Genomic DNA, 20991 nt, shown 5'->3' on the forward strand with positions numbered 1-20991 from the left:
TCAACGCGTCCCTTCCCCGACCGCGGCTTCGGCGATCGCAGCGAGCTCGTCAACGTTTGCGACCGGGCGGAGTCGGTCGTCCGGGATGCGTTGGTAGTCGGCCGGCCCGTAGCTGCCGGTCCCGTGCACGATGATGTCGTCTTCCGCGACCAGGCCCCGATCGATCGCGTTGAGCGTGCCGGTCAGCGCCATGACCAGTGACCATTCGCGGAGATCTCGGGGGTCGGCAGGCAGCCGCACGCCGGTCGGGTCCAGCATCGCTCGCAGCGCGCCGTACCGGGCCAGGCACTCGTGTAGTGACACCACGATGCCGCCGCCGCCGCGCTGCCGGATCAATGTGTTCATCTGGTCAGAGGTGACCGGCCTTCGGGTGTAGAACGTCGAGTCGAGCGTCTCGTCGACCGCGAACGTCGTGTGGGGAAAGTTCGGTGCCCCGTCCTGCACGTAGACACCGCGTGTGGGCTCGTACCGGTAAGAAGGCAGTAGCTCACGGTTGCTGGCACCGAAGAGCAGGCTCAGCACCATGTCCGGCGTGCCGAGGTGCTGCACCATCAGATACCGGAAGTCCCTTGCGTTGACCGCGCCGTCCCGCTCCAGCTCTTCGAGGCCGAGGTTGTGGCCGAGCAGCCCGAAGGCACTTGAGACCGCGTGTACGTGCAGCCGGGTCCGGCCCGGCTCCAGCGGAAAGAACTCGTGCTCGGCATACGCTCGGACCACGTCCGCGGCCTTGTAGTTCTCGATATCCATCGTGTGCCACAACCGTGTTCGGTGCGTGGCCCAGATCCCGGCGGCATGCTCGTCGACCAGGCGCCGAGCCAGCAGCTTGACCTCGCCGGGTTCCGGGCCGTTGTAGGTCGCCACCGGGTTACGGAGGGCAAGCTGCGGGTCCGCGTCAAGCGCGGAGGACCAGAGCTTGGGGTGGGCTGCATCGGGCACCACGGAGAGAATGCTCAGCCGGTCTGCGGCGACTAAGTCGAGTTCGATCGCCCGCAACACAGCGTCGCGCAGTGCGGTGGCCTTGTTCGCCGACGACGGGGTCACGATCATCACGGCTTCGCCGGTCTGCCGGATGTGCTGCACGGCGCGCGCGACGATCACCAGCGAGGGGTAGGTCTTGGTGGTGCGGGTGCGGGCGTTGCCCATGAGGTTGAGCAGCGTCAGGCGCCGGCCATCGTAGTCGCCCAGCCTGTGGAAGGACATGGTCGAGGGCGCGAAGAACTCGTCGAGCGTACCGTCATCGGGCAGCTCTGCCGGCGGGGTGAACCGGGCGGGGTCGCCGTTGTCAGCGCGAGGCAGGCGGGACAGGGCGCGACGGACCGGGCCGGCGTATCGCCGCAGCGCGTTTTCCACCTCACCGACAGCCGCACGCTCCAGCGTGTCCACCATCTGTTCCACCTCTCAATCCGGCTCAATGACCAGCAGCCACGACGCTTCACCGACACATTTGGTCAAGCTGATTCGGGGATGCGAATCACGATGCGATCGGCGTTGTAGGAATCGGGGATTCATGAGGTACCAGCAGCACGCCGGAAAAACTGGTCCTGAATCATGGGCTTTACGAAGTGAACGGGAGCACGCTCTCCCTCCACAGACTCCAGCCGACCTCGCTCGCGCATCCGAAACTCGCGAGACCTAAAAATATATATCGGAACCCATTACTTGATGTCAATGCCATGAGAGAATTCTCGCCCGACTCTCCTGTCGAAGCTCATCGCCGTGCCATCGTTGGCCCTACCTCAACACAACGGACTCCGAGGGCGCCCGCACTTCGGCCGTGTAGCCCTCTCTGATCAGCCGGGTCACCGGGCCGATCGGGAAGTCGACACCGTCCACAGCGGTCACCGGCTGGATCTCGTAAGCCGTCCCGGTCAGAAAGACCTCGGCGGCGCGGGCGAGGTCCGTCGGAGGGATATGTCGCTCGATGACGGTCAGCCCTGCCCTGCGAGCTAGCCGGGCCGCCACGCGCCGGGTGATTCCGTCGAGGAAGCCGTCACAGATCGGTGTGTGCAGCGCCCCGTCCATGACGAGCACGAGGTTGGCCCCGGTCGCCTCAGCCAGGTGACCGGTGTGGCTGAGCAGCAGCGCATCGTCGTAGCCGGCCCGCTTGGCAGCGGCGTGGGCAAGGCTGGAGACGGAATAGTGTGCCGCAGCCTTGGCCGCGACCGGCGCACAGGCCGGGGACGGTCGACGCCAGGCACTCGTCCCCAGCCGGATCCCGACCTCCCCGGCCCTCGGACCGAACACGTTCGGCCAGGGCCAGCCCGCGATCGCGACGTGCACATGGTTGCCCTCGTCGCCGAGGCTCATGGTGTCACTGCCGCACCAGGCAACCGGGCGCAGGTAACCATCGTCGATCCGGTTGGCCGCCACCACCTCCCGGGCTGCCGCGTCCAGCTCTGACACAGAGAAAGGCAACGCGAAGCCGAGGTGCCCGGCGGAGGAGTGCAACCGGCGGTGGTGTTCGGTGAGCAGGAAGGGCTCTCCCCCGTACACCCGAATCCCCTCGAAGACACTGGAGGCGTAGTGCAGCCCGTGGCTGAGCACATGCAGCCGTGCCTGTCGCCAGGGCACCAGGCCACCGTCTTGCCATATCCAACCGTCCCGGTCGGCGAACGTCTCGCTCACCGCAGCATGCGCCGCTGCGCCGGCGACGGAAGGTGGACAGTGAAGCCCATCGGCACCGGGCCAAAGTCCGTGATCACCCGCAGATCATGGATCCGGGCAGCTGGCAGGGTAGTGACACACCCGTCCACCTCACCTGCGGCGCACTCCTGTGCAGCCCGAGCGTTGCTCGTGGTCAGAACCCGGGTCAACCGCTCCGGCACCAGACTCTGCGGAGCCGGGTGGGTGGCCACGGTGATCGGCTCCCGACCGTCCCGGGCGGCCAGCACCATCCGGTGCGTCGGGACAACGAACGTCTCGGCCAGGGTGAGCCGGTGCAGGTTCTGGAACACCAGATGGTGCAGGTCAGGATAGACGACGCAGCCGAGGAGCGCGGCGGTTCCGTCGTACGGCAACTGCTCAACCGCAGTTTCTAGAGTGGGGCACAAATGCACCCTCCCCTGCCGGCCGCGGCGCTCGAACCAGGTGTTCGCCGCGTACTCGCAGTTGGTCCCGGTCGGCCCCAGCGTGTAAAGGGCGGTCACCGCATCCAATGCCTCTTCGATCGATTCCACGCTTTCGATCCTTCCGAATTCACAGCCTCACCAGGATTACGATGATGGCGTCAGCGGAAGATTGTGGAGTTGCGATCAACCCACCATCCGCGCGCCGTATCCGAAGTGACGCTAACCCCCGACACGACAGAGTCCTGGCGGCTTATTTCAGCCGGCGCCCCTGCCCGATCCAGTATGTCACAACCATCGTTTAATGACACCCCCTCGTAACGACCGACACCTATACGTCGGGCTGTTGGGCCATTCCGCGCAAGGCGGCAGTGACGTTGGGTGATGCCCGGTTTCGGGCGATTGGTCGCTGGCCGATGTAGTGGATGACCAGGGCCGCGGCGACGATGTCGCCGATCGTCCGTGGGCACAGGCTGACGTTGCGTAGTGCCTTGACGATGGTCTTGAGGAGACCGCTTCGCCTTCGTGGCCGAGGGCCAGCCCGGGGAGACACCACCTGCCTACGCACCCCGACCTGCTCGGCACCCTGACCGCCGCCCGTCCCGACCCACGTACTCTCGCGACCTGCCGGACCTCGCCACCCACCTGCGCGGCATGGACGACCCCGACGCTAAATGCCTGTTGTCCGGTGGGCGACGGTGATGAGATCGGGCGGCATCGCATCGCTTACCGTCGGGCAGGGGAGACAGATGCTCGTACGCCTTCTCGGACCGGTCGACGTCACCGTCGACGGTGAGGTGCGGCCGGTGTCCGGGCTGCGGCGCAAGGCGGTGCTCGCCACCCTCGGGCTGCACGCCGGCACGATCGTCAGCGTGGATCGGTTGATCGACCTGGTCTGGGGCGAGAAGGCTCCGGCCACCGGCCTCAACACCCTGCAACGCCACATCTCCTTCCTGCGCGGCGTCCTCGGCTCCGGTTCGGCGATCGTGGCCCGTCCGCCCGGCTATCTGCTGTCCGCCGGGACCGATGTCGCCCTTGCCGACGAGCATGTGAAGCGAGGTAGGCAGGCCGACGATCCGCTGCGCGGCGCGATGCATTTCCGGGCTGCACTCGACCTGTGGCGTGGGCCTTCCCTGATCGACGTGGCGGACCTGACCTGGCTCCAGCAGCAGGGTGAACGCCTGGACAACCTACGACTCGACGCCGTTCAGGGCCTGGTCGATGCCCGGTTGCGGCTTGGCGAACATGCCCAGTTGGTGCCCGAGTTGGAGGCGTTGGCGAAGCGGCATCCGTTCCATGAGCGGGTGCACGGCCAACTGATGCTCGCGCTGTACCGGGCCGGGCGGCAGGCCGACGCGCTGGCCGTCTACGGGCGGCTGCGCCGCACTCTCGACGAGGAACTCGGTATCGGCCCCGGCCGGCAGCTACGGGACCTGCAAGCTGCGGTCCTGCGCCAGGACGCCGACCTCGACCCGCCCACCCGCCCGGTGACGGCGCAGGGCATCCCTCTCGCCCGGCCGGCGCAGCTTCCCGCGGCGTTGAGCACCTTCGCCGGTCGTACGGAAGAACTCGCGCAGCTCGATCTCCTGCCCGGCGTGGCCGACGACGCGCCGTCGACGGTGGTGATCTCCGCGGTGTCCGGAACCGCGGGGGTCGGCAAGACCGCGCTGGCGGTGCACTGGGCACACCAGGTCGCCAGGCGGTTCCCCGACGGCCAGTTGTACGTGAACCTGCGCGGCTTCGACCCGGTCGGCCCGGCCACCGAGCCCGCTGAGGCGCTCAGACGCTTCCTCGACGCGCTCGGCGTTCCCGCCCAGCGCATCCCCGCCGAGCTGAACGCGCGCGCGGCGCTGTATCGCAGCCTGTTGGCCGACAAGCGGATGCTGATCCTGTTGGACAACGCCCGAGACGCCGTACAGGTCCGGCCGCTGCTGCCGGGCGCGGCCGGAAGTCTGGTGATCGTCACCAGTCGCAACCAACTCACCCCGCTGGTGGTGACCGAAGGTGCCCGGCTGCTCCCCCTCGACCTGCCCTCGCCGGATGAGGCGCGGCTACTGCTCCGACGCCGCCTCGGCGACGACCGGTGGGCGGCGGATCCCGAGGTCACAGACGAGATCATTCGCCGCTGCGCCCGGCTGCCGTTGGCGCTGGCGGTCGTGGCCGCGCACGCCGCCGCCCGGCCGGAACTCACCCTGGCGAGGCTCGCCGTCGAACTCGGGGCCGCCGCTGGTGCGCTGGCCACCCTCGACGGTGGTGATCCGGTCAGTGACGTACGGTCCGTCCTGTCCTGGTCGTACCTGGCGCTCAAACCGGACGCCGCCCGGATGTTCCAGCTGCTCGGCGTACACCCGGGGCCCGACATCAGCGCGGCCGCCGCCGCGAGCCTCGCCGGCCTCGCGGACGGCCCGACCGCCGCACTGCTGGACCAACTGTGCCGGGCCAACCTGCTCACCGAGTCTGTTCCGGGGCGCTTCAGCTTCCACGACCTGCTTCGTGAGTACGCACGGGAACTCACCGGCCAACCGGGTGACCCGGAAGTTCGCGGCCGCGTCCTCGACCACTACCTGCATACCGCCGTCGCCGCCAACCGGCTGATCAACCCCTCCTGGGAGCCCATCGAACCGGCAGCAGCCCGGCCAGGAGTGACGCCCGAGCCACTGCCGGACGCCGACGCCGCCCAGCGGTGGTTCGCAACGGAGTTGCCGGTTCTGCTCGCCGCGATCGCACCGGAGCACGCGATCGGGTTCGACGCCCATGCTTGGCAGGTGGCCTGGACCCTGACCGACTTCCTGGAGCGACGGGGCCTGTGGAGCACATGGGAAAGCGTCCATCAGGCCGGGCTGCGTGCAGCGGAACGCCTCAGCGATCTGACCGGCCAAGGGCACCTGCATCGGGGCCTGGGGCGGCTTCGGATGTGGCAGCACCGCTCCGCCGAGGCGACAGCGCACTTCGAGCAGGCCGAACAGATCTTCGCCCGCATCGGCGACATCGGGGGTCAGGCCCGCACCCAGCACAATCTCTGCCAGTTGGCGGACCAGGACGGCCGCCCGGAGGCGGCACTGACGTACGCCGAGCGGTCCCTGGACCTGTGCCGTACCGTCGGCGATCCGCTGGCGATCGCGAAGGAGCTGAACACGGTCGGCTGGTGCCACGGCCAACTCGGCAACCTCGGGCAAGCCCGTAGGTACTGTGAGGAGGCGCTCGCGATCTTCCGGATGTTCGACGACCCCGGCCAGGAGGCCCCGGTCTGGCACAGTCTCGGATCCATCCACCACCGGATGGGCGACGACCGTCGCGCGATCGACTGCTACGAGCGGACGGTGCGGCTGAGCAGAGTCACCGGTGACCAGTTCGCCCACGGCAACGCGCTGGATCACCTCGGCGACTCCCAATTCGCCCTCGGCGACACCCGGGCCGCCCGCCACAACTGGACGCAGGCCATGCGGATCCTGGCCGAACTGGCGCATCCCAGGGCCGATCAGATCTGCACCAAGCTGCACGACCTGCCTGGCCGACAGTGAATGGCCGGGCCAGCCGGCCCGGACCGGATGCGGTCCGGGCCGTCCCTGGCAGGACGGACGACCCGGACCGGACAGCTGCTACTGCTGGTCGTCGCGCTGCACCGAACTGGTCGGGTTGTGGTACGCGTACTTGACCGCCAGTTGGATCTCCGTCAGGTTCGTCAGGTCGAGTCCGGCCGCGGTCGCGGCCTGCGGGGTGATGGTGATCCGCCAGCGTGCGGCGGGGCTGCGCCCCCAGAACACCTGCTTGTCGGACTCGTCGAGGTCATCCGGGTTGATCCCGACGATCTGGGCCGGTGACGCCTCGCTGCGCAACGGCGCGTCGACGGTGACGAGGGTGCCGTCGCGTCGCTGGTTCGTGGCGGCGCCGCAGTGTTCCAGCTCCACCTGCACCCACGGGTGGGTCGGCTTGGTGGTCGCGCCGATCAGCGCCACCTCGGCGCGGCCGATCTTCAGCTCGGTGTGCGGCAGGAACTCCGCCAGGTCCACGATGAAGGAGGTGCTCCCGGATCCCTTCAAGCTCTGTAGCGTATCGGGGTCGGTGATCGAGACCGCCACGTTGCCGTCGAAGCTGAGCGTGGTCCAGTAGTCGTCGTACTCCTCTCGCAGCTGGGCCGGCTCGAACTGGGCCAGCGAGGTGACGTACTTCTCCAGGAGTTCGAGGCCCTGGCCGGCATCGCCGTTGCTGAGCGCCCGGTAGGCGTACTCCTCCTCGTCCGGGTGCAGGTATCCGTAGTCGAACGGGAACCGGGGCGCCTGGGGTGGCGAGCTGAGGGTGTAGAGGTCGAACGCGCGGTCCCGGCGGTACCCGTAGGCGATGAAGTGGTCCACGTAGGTCTGGAATTGCCGGAGCACCGCGCGGGCGACCCGGGTCAGCACCTCCAGGTCGTCCTCGAACCCGCTCTGCAGGTTCTGCAACGTCAGGGCGTCAGCCTTGTAGACCTCCCACTTCAGGCGCGCGCTCTCCGCGGCGAGGGCGGCGTGCTCGACGTCGATGATGCGCATGTTGACGTCGAAGGTCGCGTCGAACGCCTTGATCAACAGTTGTCGTTCCTTGGCGCGGAACTCGTCGTCGCCGTCGGCCGCGAACAACTCGGCCAGGGCCTTGCCCTTGTCGACCAGCTTGACGGTGCCCGTGAAGACGTCCTTGAGTCCGCCGGAGTTGTCCTTGGCCTCCGCTGTGGGCTTGGGGCTCGCCGGGTCCGTCACGTCGACGTAGATGCCGCTCGCGGCCTCCCCGGCGACGCTCGCCGTGCTTGCCGCCAGACCGATCACGGCGAGGTACGCGGCCACGCTCGATCCGCCGCTCGCGACCGCCGTGACGATCGAGACGACCGCGCCGACCACCCCGACCACGCCCTTGACGAAGTCGCCGAAGTCGATCTCGGCCTGGTCCCGACGGTGATCGTCGATGATCTTCCGCAGCTCCGCCTGGATCGTTGCCAGCTTGCTGCGTGCCTGGTCGAGGACCAGATTCGCCTGGTTCAGCTTGCTGGCGGCCAGTTCGTAGTCCTTCTGCGCGGCCGCTGCCATCCCCGCCGCATGGGCCCGCAGCGCCGCCGCCAGCTGGCTCTTGTCGGCCGTGCTGTTGACGTTGAGCAGCAGTGCGAGCGTGTTCTGGAACAGCGCGTCGCGACGCCCCTGGTAGGCGGTGATGAAGTTTTCGAAGAAGTCGAAGTCCGGTCTCAGGTCTTGCTGGTAGCTCAGACCGATCGGAGTGAGTGCGTTGTCCAGGTATCCGGAGAGGGTCCGGGCCCGGCTGGCCGTGAACTTCGCCGGAGCCGCCAGCGCGTAGATCGCGAGCGCGGAGCCCACCTCGGTGCGGGCGATCTCACGAACCGAGGGCGCGTCGCCGGGCAGGTACGTCCGGAAACGGTACTCGCCGACCCGGGTACGGTAATCGCCCCACTGCTCGGCGACGGCTGCGCCGAGGGTGACCCACACCTGCCGCCACCAGTCGGCCTCGTTCAGCACGGTCTGGCTGACCGCGCCGGCAACGCCGGACGGCCCGGTGGGGCCCTGCATGCCGGGCGTACCGGCCCGGCCCGGCCGGCACCCGCCCCCGCCCGCGCCCCCGGCTCCCCCTGGACCACCGACACCACCGACGCCACCAGGGCCAGGTCCGTTGACGATCTGCACCGCCCCCTGCACGCCGATGGTGTACGTCGCGATCGCACCACCGTTGCCGCCGGGCTCGCCCGGCGCGCCATTGCCGCCCCGGCCACCGTTGCCCCCGTGGCTGTAACAGACCGGCCTGCCGTTCTCGAACCCGCTCTCGGACGGCTCGCCATCCTCGCCCGGCGCACCCGACTCGCCGGTCCCGCCGATCTGCCCGGCCGCGACCAACCTGGCGCGGACAACCTGCTTGGCCAGAAGCGTGATCGGCGCCGCGGTGGCCCCGGCCGTGTCGTACTCGGTCGTGTCGAGCGCACCGCCCCGACCGTCGTAGCTGTCCGCGACGACGACCAGCGGATACCTCGCCAGTTTCAGCGTGTAGTTCGGCGCGTGCACGATCTTGCGGGCGACCAGGCACACCGTCGTCCCCGGCGCCACCTGCCGCTCGGCGAGCTCCGCCCGGAACTCGTCCGCCCATTCCTGGTTGATCTCGATCCGGTCCCGGACCAACGGGAGCACTCCGGTGCCCACCAACGCATCCGACGCCGCGGCAACAGCCGGCGTCCGGTGTGTGATCTCGGTCCGGGCCAGGGTCGCCAGGGCACCCAACCCGGCGACCGCCAGCACCTGACGGCGTGAAAGGTCCATCTGCCTACTCCTCGATCTGTCGCGAAGAAATTCGGCTCAACGAGCTGGTGCTCAGCGTGCGTACCGGGGCTGAAACCGCGCTGACGTGGACCTGAAGCGGCCGCGGTCGGGAACCGCCTCAAGGAGCCGACGGTTTCAATGGCGCTTCAGCACGCGCCGTTAGCGTCGCCGCACACACGATTCACCGAGCGGGTAGGAGTTCGGTGAATAGCCGATCGTCGCGGGCAGTTCGTCCACGACGACCCGCCCACGTCCGGCCACCCTGACAGCACTGCATTGACCTGAGGTGCCCGGACAACAATCCGGGCACCTCACATGCGTTCGGCGGGGCTCATGAGGCCCGCTGGGCGACATGGTTTACCGGCCCGTTGACGGCCGCGTCGGTACGAACGGGTCACCCACCCATCGGATAGCTTGCCCTATGCCCGTCATCGATCTGAGTGCGCCAGCTCGCCTCCCGTCGCCTCGCAGGACGACAAACCCGCGGCTCGTGGCAGCGCTGACAGTCCTGGGGCTCGGGTGCCTCAGCGGGGAGCCGGTGAACCCGCCGCGGCTCGCCCCTGAGGTGCGGTGCGAGTCATGGCAGGATTCCGTCGCGAGTGAGGTGCATCCAGCCACCGCCCCGGCAGGAGGTGCCCCACCGGGGGTAACCGCGAGAGTGCGCGTGGTGGCCGTTGTGGATGGTCAAACCGGCTGTGCCGTTTCGGTGCACCGGTGGCGTGAATCGCCGTTGGTGCTCCCGTCCGGGGATCGCGACTTGCTCGCCGTCGTCAGGATGGACGGCGATCGCGAACGAGAGCGCTGGACGGTGCTGGTGTCGGGCAAGCCGCTGGGCGAGAAACTCGTGCGGTGGGAAGGCGACGACCTGGACGCCGGGCTGTCGCGGGTGATGGCCATGCTTCGGGAGCAGGTTCCGGGACTGCTCGACTGAGCTACGGCCTGGGGGTTTGAAGAAGCGCGAGTATGAGCAGGGTCAGGCCATTAGGCGGATGCGGCGCGGGTCACGAATATCGAGCGCATCCGAGCGTTACGGGATCAGCCTGTCGGCATTCCGACCGTCGTTCCGGCGCTGATGTGTGCGGCCGCCGCGTTGTCGCAGCTCCCGAGACGGTGTGGCGCGCCGACCCCAGTATCGACGGGACCATCTCCATCGATCGGCGATAAAGCGCGGTGGCAGGCCTTACCGTGCGACGGGTACGGTGATCCGACGCTATCGGCCCTGACACGACGCACATTCGACACGCCGATGGTGGAGGATCGGGAGTGCTATGTACCTCACCCTTTCTGCCGACGAGAACACGCATGAAAGCGGCGTCGAGCCCCTTTACGAGGATCTGTGCGACTGGCTCGTGACAGAGCCCGATCTGCGGCCGCTGGTCTCTTTGCACAAGCGCACGCCACGCCAGGGCGAGCTGGGTGGACTGGTCGAGGCGTTGACGATCGCGGTCGGCTCCGGAGGGGCGATCACCGTGCTGGCCGGCGCGCTCGGCGTCTGGCTCTCCCGGGCCCGCAACCGGGCGGTACGCATTGAGATCCGCCAACAGCGCGGCGGAGGGCGGACCATCGTGCTGGACGCCCGCAACACCCGCACCGACGCCATCGAGCGGATGCTGCGTGAGCTGACCGCCGGGGAGCACAGTGACCAGCCCGCCGGATCCTGACCGTTCGTCGATCGTGCTGCTCGGCTCGTCCCGCTACCACGACGCCGACCGGCTGCCCGACATTCCCCATGTCACGCGCAACATTACCGATCTCGAAACGGCCCTGACCGACCCGGACTTCGGCATCGTGCCGAGGTCGCGCTGTGCCGTGCTGCTGGACGAGATGAGCCTGCCCGCCCTCGGCCGGCAGCTGCGGACGTCGGCCGAGCAGGCCAAGGATCTGCTGCTCGTGTACTTCGCCGGCCACGGCATCAAGGCCGGCCCCCGGCACGAGCTGTATCTGGCGATGTACGAGACCGATCCCGACGAGCCGGATTTCGCGTCCCTGAAGTACGAGACTCTTCGCAAGATCGTGCTGGACAGCCCAGCCCAGGCGAAGGTCATCATCCTGGACTGCTGCTTCTCCGGACGGGCGTTCGGCGACGAACTCGCCGCTCCGACCGAGGCACTGCTGGGTCAGCTCGAAATCGAGGGCTGTTGCCTGTTGACCTCGGCGCAGGCGAACAATGTCGCGCTGTTCCTGCCGGGCGAGGAGCACACCGCCTTCACCGGGCGGCTGCTCAGTGTGCTGAACGAGGGCATCGACAGCGAGTCCGAATTCGTCACGTTCGAGAACCTCTACCATGGTCTGCGGGAGCGGTTGAGTCGGCAGAGCCTGCCCACCCCGCTGAGCCGCAGCTCCCGTACCGCCGGGAGCCTGGTGCTGTCGCGCAACCGTGCCTTCGCGACAGTGGCCGCTGCGGCGTTGCGCCGGCGGTTCGACGAGGCCGCGGCCCTGGCCTCGGCCGGGCAGTGGCCGGCGGCGCTGGCGGATCTCCAAGCCGTGGCCGCCGAGCAGACGCGCATCCTCGGCCCCGACGAGCCGGACACGCAACGCACCCGTCGGCTGGCCGCCCATGCGATCGGCGCAGCCGGCAACCCGCGCGAGGCAGCACATCTGCTGCGTGAGCTACTGGAGGAACAGTCCGGCGCCTACGGCGGCGACCACGAGGAGACGATGCGCACCCGCCAGTTTCTCGCGGTGAATCTGGGCGAAGCCGGGTCTCGCACCGAGGCCGCCGCGATGCTACGCATCCTGCTACCGGACCGCCGTCGGGTGCTCGGCCCGACCCACCCCGACACCCTGCGTACGCAGCACATGCTCGCCCGCAACCTGGCGTGCCTCGGTGCGCGGGCGGAGGCGGTCGCGTTGCTGCGCGAGTTGATCCACGCCGGCCGTCTTCTGGACAGTGACGTGCCGACCGTGGCGTGGGCCGAGCGGGACCTCGCCGCGTTGACCGGCGAAAGCTGATCGCATCTCCTCCAGCGAAGGAGTCCCGATGTTCGAACGGTTCTTCGAACGGTCCTTCGAACGGTTCACCGACCGGGCACGGGTGGCCGTGGTCCGAGCCCAGGAAGAGGCCCGGGCGCTCAACCACAACTACATCGGTACGGAACACCTCCTGCTGGGTCTGATCCATGAGGGTGAGGGCGTGGCGGCAACGGCGCTGGGCAACTTCGGCGTATCCCTGGAAGGCGTCCGCCAGCAGGTCGAGGGAATTATCGGCCGGGGTGAGCAGGTGCCGGAGGGACACATCCCCTTCACGCCACAGGCCAAGAAGGTGCTGGAGCTGTCGCTGCGGCAGGCGCTGCAACTCGGCCACAACTACCTCGGTACGGCACACATCCTGCTCGGGCTGCTTCACGAGGGTCAGGGGGTCGGTGCCCAAGTGCTCATCAATCTCGGCGCTGACCTCGGCTCCGTTCGCCAGCAGGTGCTCAAGCTACTTTCCGGCAATCCGGGCGGTGACCCGGCACCCGGCGGCAAGGAGTCGGCCACGCCGAGCTTCACTGCGACCGTGCCGGCCACGCCGAGCGACCCGGTGCTCGACCAGTTCGGGCGAAATCTGACCCGGGCTGCCCGCGAGGGCAGGCTCGATCCGGTGATCGGCCGGGACAAGGAGGTCGAGCGAGTGGTGCAGGTGCTGTCGCGCCGCGCCAAGAACAATCCGGTGCTGATCGGCGAGCCAGGTGTCGGCAAGACGGCCGTTGTCGAAGGGCTCGCTCAGAAGATTGTCAAGGGCGAGGTGCTCGCCACCCTGAGAGACAAACAGCTCTACGCCCTCGACCTGGCCGCGCTCGCCGCAGGCTCGCGCTCGCACGGAGAGATGGAGGAACGGCTCAAAGATGTCCACCTGGCGCTGCGCGGCAACGGCGGAAACATCTTGCTGTTCGTGGAGGACATCGAGCTCATCTTCGGTACGCCGCGCGGCGACGCGGCGACCGTCTGGGGAACGATCCGCGCGCTGCTGGCCAGCCGAGAGATGCAGCTCATCTCCACCGGGTCGGCCGACGCGGTCCGGCGGATCATGCGCAACGACCCTCGCCTGATCAGCCTCCTCCAGGAGATCACCGTCACGCCACCGAGCCCACGGGCCGCCTACGACATGCTCGTCGCGCTGCGCGACCGCTACGAGGCGCACCACGGGGTCAGCATCACGGACTCGGCGCTGTCCGAGGCGGTGCGGTTGGCCGACCGGTACTTCCACGAGCGGCGCCTGCCTGCCAACGCTGTCGACCTCATCGACGAGGCCTGCGCCCAGGTACGGATCGGGCGGATGGCACGGCCGTCCGATCTGATCGAACTCGACGAACGCTGCGCTCAGGTACGCCGGGAGAAGGAGGCGATGATCGATGCGCAGGACTTCGAGCGCGCGAGTCAGTTCCGCGGCAAGGAGAAGCAGCTGCTCGGGCGGATCGCGCAACGGGAGAAGGAGTGGCAGGCCGGCGACGTCGTTCCCGAGGTCGACGAAGACAGCGTCCGACTCGTTGTCGAGCAGGCGTTGCGGGATCGTGTCGACGAGGAGTCAGCCGCGCCGACGTCGTCCGACTTTCCGAGCAGCTCGGCTGCCGCTAACGTCTTCCCAGACGATGACGACGTCTGGGCCATGAGCTGATCGCCTCTGCGCTGATCGACGGGTACGCACCTGTACCGACCGGTGCGGGACGGTTGTCACCCGGCCCTGGCTCCGGAGTCCTTGTCACGTGGCGGGTCGCACGGTCGGGTCCGCTGCTCGACAGCGGCGAGGTCGGTTGCCGTCTGGGCGGCTTCTGGGGCGCCTAGTTCTCGGTACAGGTGCAAGGCCTGCTGGAGGTGAGTGGCGGCGGCGGTGGGGTCGCCCAGGTCGGCGGTGGCACGGCCGATGCCTTCGAGGGCGCGTGCCTCTTCACGGCGGTAACCGTGGTGGCGGGCGACGGTGAGGGCTTGATGGTGCAGGGCGCGGGCGTGGTCGGGGTGTCCGGCGAGTCGGCGCAGGACGCCGAGGTGGTTGAGCGCTTCGACCTCGTCGTCGAGTGCGCCGACGTCGCGCAGGGCGGTGAGTGCCGGCGTGAGGAGATGTTCGCCGGCGACGTAGTCCCCGGTGAGGTACCGCACCACTGCGAGGTGGCCGCGGGTGTACGCCTGACCGTGTGGGTGATCGAGTTCGCGGTAGATGTCCAGGGCCTGGCCCAGCAGGGTGTCCGCGTCCGGGTAGTCCCCTGTCGTCCACCGGACGATTCCCAGGTCGGTGAGGGCGCTGGCTTCGCCGAGCCGGTCGCCGAGTTCGCGGTAGATGTTCAGGGCCTGGCGCAGGAGGGTGTCCGCGCCCGGGTAGTCGCCGACCAGCCGCCGTACGCTGCCCAGTCGGTGAACGGTGTTGACCTGGCCGAGTTGATTACCGAGTGCGCGGTGCAGGTCGAGGGCTTGGCTCAGCAGGTGTTCCGCGCCCGGGTAGTCCCCCATGAGCCGCCGCACGGCTCCCAGCCCGTAGAGGGCGTTGGCCTGGCCGAGTCGGTGGTCGAGCCCGCGGTAGATATCGAGGGCTTGTTCCAGCACGTCGGTTGCGCCTGGGTAGTTTCCGGTCCGCCACCGCAGGATCCCGAGCTGGGTGAGGGCGTAGGCCTGACCCAGCTGGTTGCCGAGTGTGCGGTGCAGGTCCAGGGCTTGGCGGAGCAGGTCGTCTGCGCCCGGATAGTCCGCCGAGGTCAGCCGCCGGACGATTCCCAGCTCGGTGAGGGTGTGGGCTTGGCCGAGCCGGTCGTCGAGCTCGCGGTAGATGCCCAGGGACTGGCGGAGCAGGGCATCCGCGGCCGGGTAGTGCCCGGTCAGCCACCGCATGGCCGCCAGGTCGGTGACAGCGTTGGCGTGGCCGAGCCGGTCGCCGACCCGGGCGGCGTGCGCGGCGGCGTGCTGGTGCAGGTCGGCGGCGACGGTCCAGGGACCCTCCGCGCGCAGCAGGTTGGCCAGACCGGCGGTGAGTCCGACCACGCGGTGATGCTGGTGGCGGGTCGTGGTGTGGCGCAGGCAGGCGAGCATGTTCGTGCGTTCGACGCGGAGCCAGTCGGCGGCAGTGTCCCAGCAGGACAGGTCGGGTGAGAAGGCTGGCGCCGGTGTTGTCGTGGCGGCGGGGCGGGTGTGATGGGCGATGAGCCGGTCGGCGTGGCCGGCGGTGTGCTGGTAGTAGTCCAGGAGCCGTTCCACGGCCTCATCGCGTACGTCCGGTGCTTCGATGGTGGTGGCGAGGGTGTGGGTGTAGGCGCGGATGAGGTCGTGCATGCGGTAGCGGCGCTGTACCGGCTCGTCGAGAAGGTGGTCGTCGTACAGTTCGTCGAGGTGTTCGGCGGCGTCGTCGAAGGTGGTGTCGGTGAGCGCGGCGGCGGCGAAGGTGTCGATGTCGACGCCCGGGTGCAGGCCGAGGAGCCTGAAGAACCGCTGCCGGTCCGGCGGTAGATGCCGGTAGGACAGGTCGAACGCGGCGCGCACGGTGGCGTCTTCGCCTCTGACGGTCAGCACTCGCCCGCTGGCGCGCAGCTCGACAAGCAGGTCCGTGATCGTCCAGGTGGGCCGGCCGGTGAATCGGCTCGCGGTGATGGCGATCGCCAGCGGCAGGAACCCGCACACCTCGGCCAGTTCGGCGACTGTGTCGGATTCCGTGGCGGCGCGGGGGGCCAGCCTGAGGAACATCGCCACCGCGTTGTCCGGGGTCAGCAGGTGCAGGTCGAGGTGGGTGGCTTCGCGCAGGTCGGCCAGGCGGACCCGGGAGGTGATGAGCACCAGCGCATCGCCGGTGCCGGGGAGCAGTGGTCGTACCTGTGCTGTTGACCGGGCGTTGTCGAGCACGAGCAGGGTGCGTTTGCCGTGCATCCGGTCGCGCCACAGGGCGGAGCGGGCCTGGAGGCCGTCGGGAAGTTGGCGGGGGTCGAGGCCGTCGGCGCGTAGCAGGGTGGCGAGGGCGTCGGCGGGGTCGGTGGGTTCGTGGCCGGGGGTGTGGCCGTACAGGTCGACGAAGAACCGCCGGTCCGGGAATCGGTCGGCCAGCCGGTGTGCGGCGCGCACCGCGAGGGCGGTCTTGCCGATTCCGGGCATGCCGTCTATGGCGTGGATCGTGACCGCACCGCCCCGTTCGGTGGTGCCGGTGACCGCAGCGGTGATCCGCTCCAGTTCACGGTCCCGGCCGACGAACACGATCTGCTCGGCTGGCAGCGTGTCGCGTGCCGCTGCACCGGCGTTGTTCGGGTCGAGTTCGGTCAGGGCGTGGAACAGTTCGAATCCGAGCCGGTCCACGGTGGAGAATCGGCGCAGGATCAAGCCGGCGTCGCTAAGTCGAGCTCTGAACGCATCGATGCGTGAGCGGTCCGTGTCCATCACGGTGGGTGGCAGGTCGAGGCTCTCGTCGAGGAGGAACACCAGCCGCGTCAGGCCCGCCTCGGTTGCCGTCTGGAATTCCAGCTCGGTGTACGACACCGACGCGTCCGGCACGATCGATCCGTAGCGGAACCCCACCACCGCCACGTACACCTCACACGCCCGGACCTGCTCTTGGCAGAATGCGGCAGGTTGGCTGTCGCGTGCCGCGAAGAAGGCCATATCCACCGGAACGAGCTGCGCCCGGTTCACCGCGTCGATCGCCGCCCGCACGAACGAGGCCTCCCGATCCGGATACGCGGCCATGTCGGACGTGTGACTGATGAATATCCGCACGCCCGCCATGAATCCCCCGCACCACACGGCGACCTCAGCCAGTCAAGGGCTGATTGCTCATCGTAGGGTGCCTAGCAAACCACCCGGGACGCGAAAAGGGCACCCCCGTCCGGGGGCAGCGATGTTTCTCCCGTGGTCGTGCGGCCACCGGCGTGCGCGGGCGGCCTGGCCCGCCTATCTGTCCAACACGGATGTGGCCGCGCCGATCCCCACCGAGGTGGAGCAGGAGGTGGGTGGGGCGCATAGGCCGCCAGGGACTCGCACCCTGAACCTACGGACTCGGGGTTGACATTGTCGCATGTTATGACTCAACCTGTTGATACAAAGCTTGCGACAGTCGGAGGTGGTGACATGCGACAGGCAGATCACACGGAGACCAGGCGGTGGCTGGCCCGGCACGGCCTGGCCGACGTCGAGCCGACTCCGCTGCTCGCGGCACGGCTGGCGGTGCGCCGACGTGCCAGGCTCGCCGACAGTCTCCTGCTGGCCGGGTTTCTGGTCGGCGCGGCACTCACGCACGCGTCTCGACTCACCTACGCCGCGTCCTCCTGGCTGCCCCTGCTGGTGTTGACGGCGCTGGTGGTCGGGTTGCTGGCCGCGCAGTGGCTGCTCGGCTGGTGGGTGCGGCGTGCCGACCAGCGGGCCGGCGGGCAGCTGTCCCGGCGGGTCGCCCATCCGGTCGAGCTCGGCTGGCCAGTGGTGCTCAGTCGACCGTACGCCGTCTTCACCGTCGCCACCTTCACCGGCGCCGCGTTGCTCGCGGTGAGCGTGCTGCCGGTTTCGGACCCCGACCTGCGGTACGGGGCGATCGTCGTGCTGATGGGCCTCGCCGGCACCGGCGTCGGCACTGTCATGCAGCTGCGCCAGGTGCTGGCAAGCCCGGCCGTGGCGGAGGACGAGGCGTCGCTCACCGCCGATGTCATCATGCGGATCGAGGACGCCCGTGCCCTCGTCACACCCAGCCTGACGTGGTCGCTGCCGGCCATCTTCCTGTACGGGGAATCGCTCGGCTGGTGGAACGCCGTCTCGCTGGTGCTCGTGGTGGCGGGCGCCATCGCGTTCGGCCTGATCCAGACCCGGACCCCGGGCGCCGGGACGGCGGCACGGCGCGCCATGGCCGCCCGATGATCGTCATCGACGCGGCCTCGCCGACGCCGCCGTACGAGCAGCTGCGGGCCCAGCTCGCCCGGCAGATCCAGGACCGCTCGCTGGCCGTCGGCACGAGACTGCCGACGATCCGCCGGCTCGCGGCCGATCTCGGCCTCGCCGTGAACACCGTCGGTCGGGCGTACCGGGAACTGGAGGAGGCCGGGTTGATCGAGACCCACGGGCGGGCCGGCTCGTTCGTCTCGGCCGCCGGCGAGCCGGCCCTCGATCGGGCCCGCAGCGCCGCCCGTGACTACGCGGCGGTCATCACCAGTGTCGGTATCGACCCCACCGAGGCCGTCCGGATCGTCGAGGCGGCACTGGGCATGGGTCGGTCTCGTTCCTCGTCACCCAACTAGTTTCATCAGCGAGAACCCTCTTCGGGCGACGGTCTCCGCAGAGCCAACCCGCTCGGCGGACAGGAGATCGCGGGGACTTTGCACTGCCACAGCTACCTTGTTCTGACAAGGTAGCAGCATGCAGACCGATCCGAAGCTCGTGGCGTTGCGGCGCTGCTGAGCCTGGTCACCGGTGGTCTACTCGCCGTGGTGTACCTGGTCCTGCTGCTCGTGCTCCCCGTCGTCCCCACGGTCGCCGACTACGAGCGCCAACGGGACGCGCCCCGCAATGACGTGCGGCTACGCCGATGAGCGGACGGCGACGGTCGCGATGTGGGATCTCACCGGCCGTTGTGCAATGCCCGGGCGATGTCCTGCCGCATGCGTACCGTCTCTTCGTCGCGGTGACCCAGCAGCAGGGTCGTGAACGGAACGACCTTGCCCTCCGGCGGCACGCGGCTGTCCTGACCCGCGGGCCGTGGCCCGCGGTGGGCCCGTGGCATCCGGCGGCGTCAGTGTCCGTACTCAGCGATCACCGATCATTCCGGTCAGGAGGGTCAGGATGTCGTCGGCGTCGGTGTGCCACTTGTCGGCGGTGAGTTGACCGCTGGCCTCCATCCCGATTATCCCGTGCACACTGGTGAGCAGCAGCGCCCCGTAGCGATGGGCCTGGTCCTCGCCCACCAGATCACTCAGGACCGCCACGAACGGGCCCTGGCTTCGCGACGCCGCGCGCAGCACCTCGTCACCGGCGGGCGCCTGGTGCATCAGCCGGTAAAGATGCGGCTGCTCGCGGCCGACGGCAAGTAGCCCGGCGAGCATTTTCCGCAGCTTTTCCTCCGCCGGGGTCAGAGGATCGGCGGCCAATTCGACGGCCCGATCCGCCAACCGATCCCATGCCTCCGCCGCGACCGCGGTCAGCAGGTCGCCCTTATCGACGAAGTGCCGGTAGGGCGCTCCGCGACTCACGCCGGCCCGCGCACCCACTTCCCGCAGCGTCACCGCCTCCGGTCCGCCCTCGTCCAGCAATCCGGCCGCCGCGTCGAGCAGTGAACGACGGGTGGCGGCAGCGGACTCAACGCGACTGATCACCACACCATGCTATCTAGTTGACAATGTCAACCCATCGGTTGACATTGTCAGCTCAACTGCGCACACTCTGTTGAGGTGACAGCGTCAACAGAACGCTTCTCGGTGGTGGAGGGATCTCATGGACGTATTTCTCACGGGCGGCTCGGGCTCTGCCGGCGGTGTGATCATCCGTAGGCTCGTGGCCGACGGGAACACCGTGTACGCGCTCGCGAGGTCGACCTCGGCAGCGAAGGCGGTCGCGGCCGCCGGTGCGCGGCCGGTACGCGGTGACCTGACGGAGGCCATCCGGACCGGCGACGGCGCGCCGGCGTGGCTGAACACCCTCTACGACGTCGACGCTGTGGTCCACGCGGCGGCCTTCATGGAGTTCTGGGGATCCGACGAACTGTTTGTCGAACGCAATCTGCTGCCCACCCGCGCCCTGTACCAGGCCGCAGTAGCCGCAGGGGTGAAACGCTTCGTCCTGCTCTCGGCCGCCAGCGTCTCCACCGGCACCAAACACCTGAACATCGTGAACGAGACCTCCGACACAGGCCGGGCGAACATCGCTTACAGCCGAGTCAAGCTGCGCACCGAGCAGGAGCTTCTTGCGCTCCCGCACGCAGAGACCGCGCTGGTGATCCTCCGACCGCCCTTCCTCTGGGGCCACGGCACGGCTGGCAACCTGCAAGGGTTCGTCGACTCTGTCGAGGCCGGCCGGTTCGCCTGGATCGACGGCGGGCAGCACACGGTCGACTTCTGCCACTTCGACAACCTTGCCCACGCCGTCGCCTTGGCCATGACGCGGGGAGACCACGGCCTTGTCTGCTATGTCACCGACGGCAACCCCCGGCCGGCCCGCAGTTTCTTCACCCCACTGCTTGCCACCCGGGGCCTCGACGTGAGCAGAAGCAGCAGCTACCCACGGGCGATCGCGTCGGCCATCGCCACGATCATGGAAACCGTCGCCAAGGCCCGCCGCAGTGCCACGCCGCCACCGCTCACTCAATGGATCGTCACCTTCATGGGCCGCGACCGCGTCTACGACATCACGCGCGCCCGGACCCACCTGGAATACCAGCCGACGATCACCGTCGACGAGGGCCTTCGCCGGATGGCGGCTCTTGGAAGTTAATTAACGGGGGTCGAGATGCCGCAGGCTGTGCGGGTGGTGGCAATACAGGTCCGTAGTCGCTGTTTGGCAGGGCTGCGAACGATCTCCACGATCCCAACGAGGTCGTCGACGGGTTGACCGAGTGGCAGAAACCTTCCCTCGGCCCGGCCGTCCGTCCACCCGGGGCCCGGCGGGGTGAGCCGCCGGGCCCCGGGTGGTGGGGATGTTGTCACACAGCACGGTGCCGGGGATCGAGTTGCGTTCGTGGTCGGCGTCCGCGGTGGTGAAACCGACCACCCGCACGTCGAGGA

13 protein-coding genes and 2 pseudogenes are annotated in these 20991 nt (G+C 68.7%); 8 read left to right on the forward strand and 7 right to left on the reverse strand.

What is annotated here, in order from left to right:
* From AB0M35_RS26110 to AB0M35_RS26125, 4 genes and pseudogenes are all read right to left on the reverse strand, one after another.
* Positions 1-1386: a DUF6002 family protein gene (locus AB0M35_RS26110; protein WP_363748592.1), complete on the reverse strand. Its 1386-nt coding sequence runs from the start codon at positions 1384-1386 to the stop codon at positions 1-3.
* A gap of 345 nt (positions 1387-1731) precedes the next feature.
* Positions 1732-2625 carry a branched-chain amino acid transaminase gene (locus AB0M35_RS26115; protein WP_363748593.1) on the reverse strand — a complete coding sequence of 298 codons (894 nt, stop codon included), beginning with the start codon at positions 2623-2625 and terminating at the stop codon, positions 1732-1734.
* Entirely contained in the window at positions 2622-3176 is a 555-nt protein-coding gene (locus AB0M35_RS26120; protein ID WP_363748594.1) for a hypothetical protein, read from the reverse strand. The genes AB0M35_RS26115 and AB0M35_RS26120 overlap by 4 nt, the downstream gene beginning before the upstream one ends.
* A 289-nt stretch (positions 3177-3465) precedes the next feature.
* A pseudogene (locus AB0M35_RS26125) lies at positions 3466-3576 on the reverse strand (IS5/IS1182 family transposase); the annotation flags it as partial.
* Between the two features lie 238 nt (positions 3577-3814).
* Here AB0M35_RS26125 and AB0M35_RS26130 point away from each other — a divergent pair.
* A complete protein-coding gene (locus AB0M35_RS26130) occupies positions 3815-6586 on the forward strand; it encodes a BTAD domain-containing putative transcriptional regulator (RefSeq protein ID WP_363748595.1) in 2772 nt (923 codons plus the stop codon).
* 78 nt (positions 6587-6664) lie between these two features.
* On the opposite strand, the gene AB0M35_RS26135 is transcribed toward AB0M35_RS26130, so the two are convergent.
* Entirely contained in the window at positions 6665-9349 is a 2685-nt protein-coding gene (locus tag AB0M35_RS26135; protein WP_363748597.1) for a hypothetical protein, read from the reverse strand.
* 667 nt (positions 9350-10016) lie between these two features.
* Between AB0M35_RS26135 and AB0M35_RS26140 the strand changes: the two genes are divergently transcribed.
* From AB0M35_RS26140 to AB0M35_RS26155, 4 genes and pseudogenes are all read left to right on the forward strand, one after another.
* Complete coding sequence (locus tag AB0M35_RS26140; RefSeq protein WP_363748598.1) at positions 10017-10280, forward strand: hypothetical protein; 264 nt, start codon at positions 10017-10019, stop codon at positions 10278-10280.
* A 337-nt stretch (positions 10281-10617) separates the two neighbouring features.
* Complete coding sequence (locus AB0M35_RS26145) at positions 10618-11010, forward strand: hypothetical protein (protein WP_363748599.1); 393 nt, start codon at positions 10618-10620, stop codon at positions 11008-11010.
* Positions 10988-12301, forward strand: coding sequence for a tetratricopeptide repeat protein (locus AB0M35_RS26150; protein ID WP_363748600.1), 1314 nt, complete (start codon positions 10988-10990; stop codon positions 12299-12301). The genes AB0M35_RS26145 and AB0M35_RS26150 overlap by 23 nt, the downstream gene beginning before the upstream one ends.
* Positions 12302-12329: 28 nt before the next feature.
* Positions 12330-13811, forward strand: a pseudogene (locus AB0M35_RS26155) (Clp protease N-terminal domain-containing protein); the annotation flags it as partial.
* A gap of 191 nt (positions 13812-14002) precedes the next feature.
* Here the strand turns inward: AB0M35_RS26155 and AB0M35_RS26160 are convergent.
* Positions 14003-17020, reverse strand: a complete 3018-nt coding sequence (locus AB0M35_RS26160; RefSeq protein ID WP_363748601.1) for a tetratricopeptide repeat protein — start codon at positions 17018-17020, stop codon at positions 14003-14005.
* Between the two features lie 342 nt (positions 17021-17362).
* Between AB0M35_RS26160 and AB0M35_RS26165 the strand changes: the two genes are divergently transcribed.
* Both AB0M35_RS26165 and AB0M35_RS26170 read left to right on the forward strand, forming a co-directional pair.
* Positions 17363-18139, forward strand: a complete 777-nt coding sequence (locus AB0M35_RS26165) for a hypothetical protein (RefSeq protein ID WP_363748602.1) — start codon at positions 17363-17365, stop codon at positions 18137-18139.
* The gene (locus tag AB0M35_RS26170; RefSeq protein WP_363748603.1) at positions 18136-18516 is read left to right on the forward strand and encodes a GntR family transcriptional regulator; all 381 of its coding nucleotides are present in this window, start codon (positions 18136-18138) and stop codon (positions 18514-18516) included. The genes AB0M35_RS26165 and AB0M35_RS26170 overlap by 4 nt, the downstream gene beginning before the upstream one ends.
* 504 nt (positions 18517-19020) lie before the next feature.
* Here AB0M35_RS26170 and AB0M35_RS26175 read toward each other — a convergent pair.
* Entirely contained in the window at positions 19021-19587 is a 567-nt protein-coding gene (locus tag AB0M35_RS26175) for a TetR/AcrR family transcriptional regulator (protein ID WP_363748605.1), read from the reverse strand.
* A gap of 118 nt (positions 19588-19705) precedes the next feature.
* On the opposite strand from AB0M35_RS26175, the gene AB0M35_RS26180 reads away from it, so the two are divergent.
* Positions 19706-20701 carry an NAD(P)-dependent oxidoreductase gene (locus AB0M35_RS26180; RefSeq protein ID WP_363748606.1) on the forward strand — a complete coding sequence of 332 codons (996 nt, stop codon included), beginning with the start codon at positions 19706-19708 and terminating at the stop codon, positions 20699-20701.
* Positions 20702-20991 lie beyond the last annotated feature (290 nt).

It is taken from the genome of Micromonospora sp. NPDC051196 (assembly GCF_040682415.1).
In the GTDB taxonomy this organism is placed as follows: domain Bacteria; phylum Actinomycetota; class Actinomycetes; order Mycobacteriales; family Micromonosporaceae; genus Micromonospora.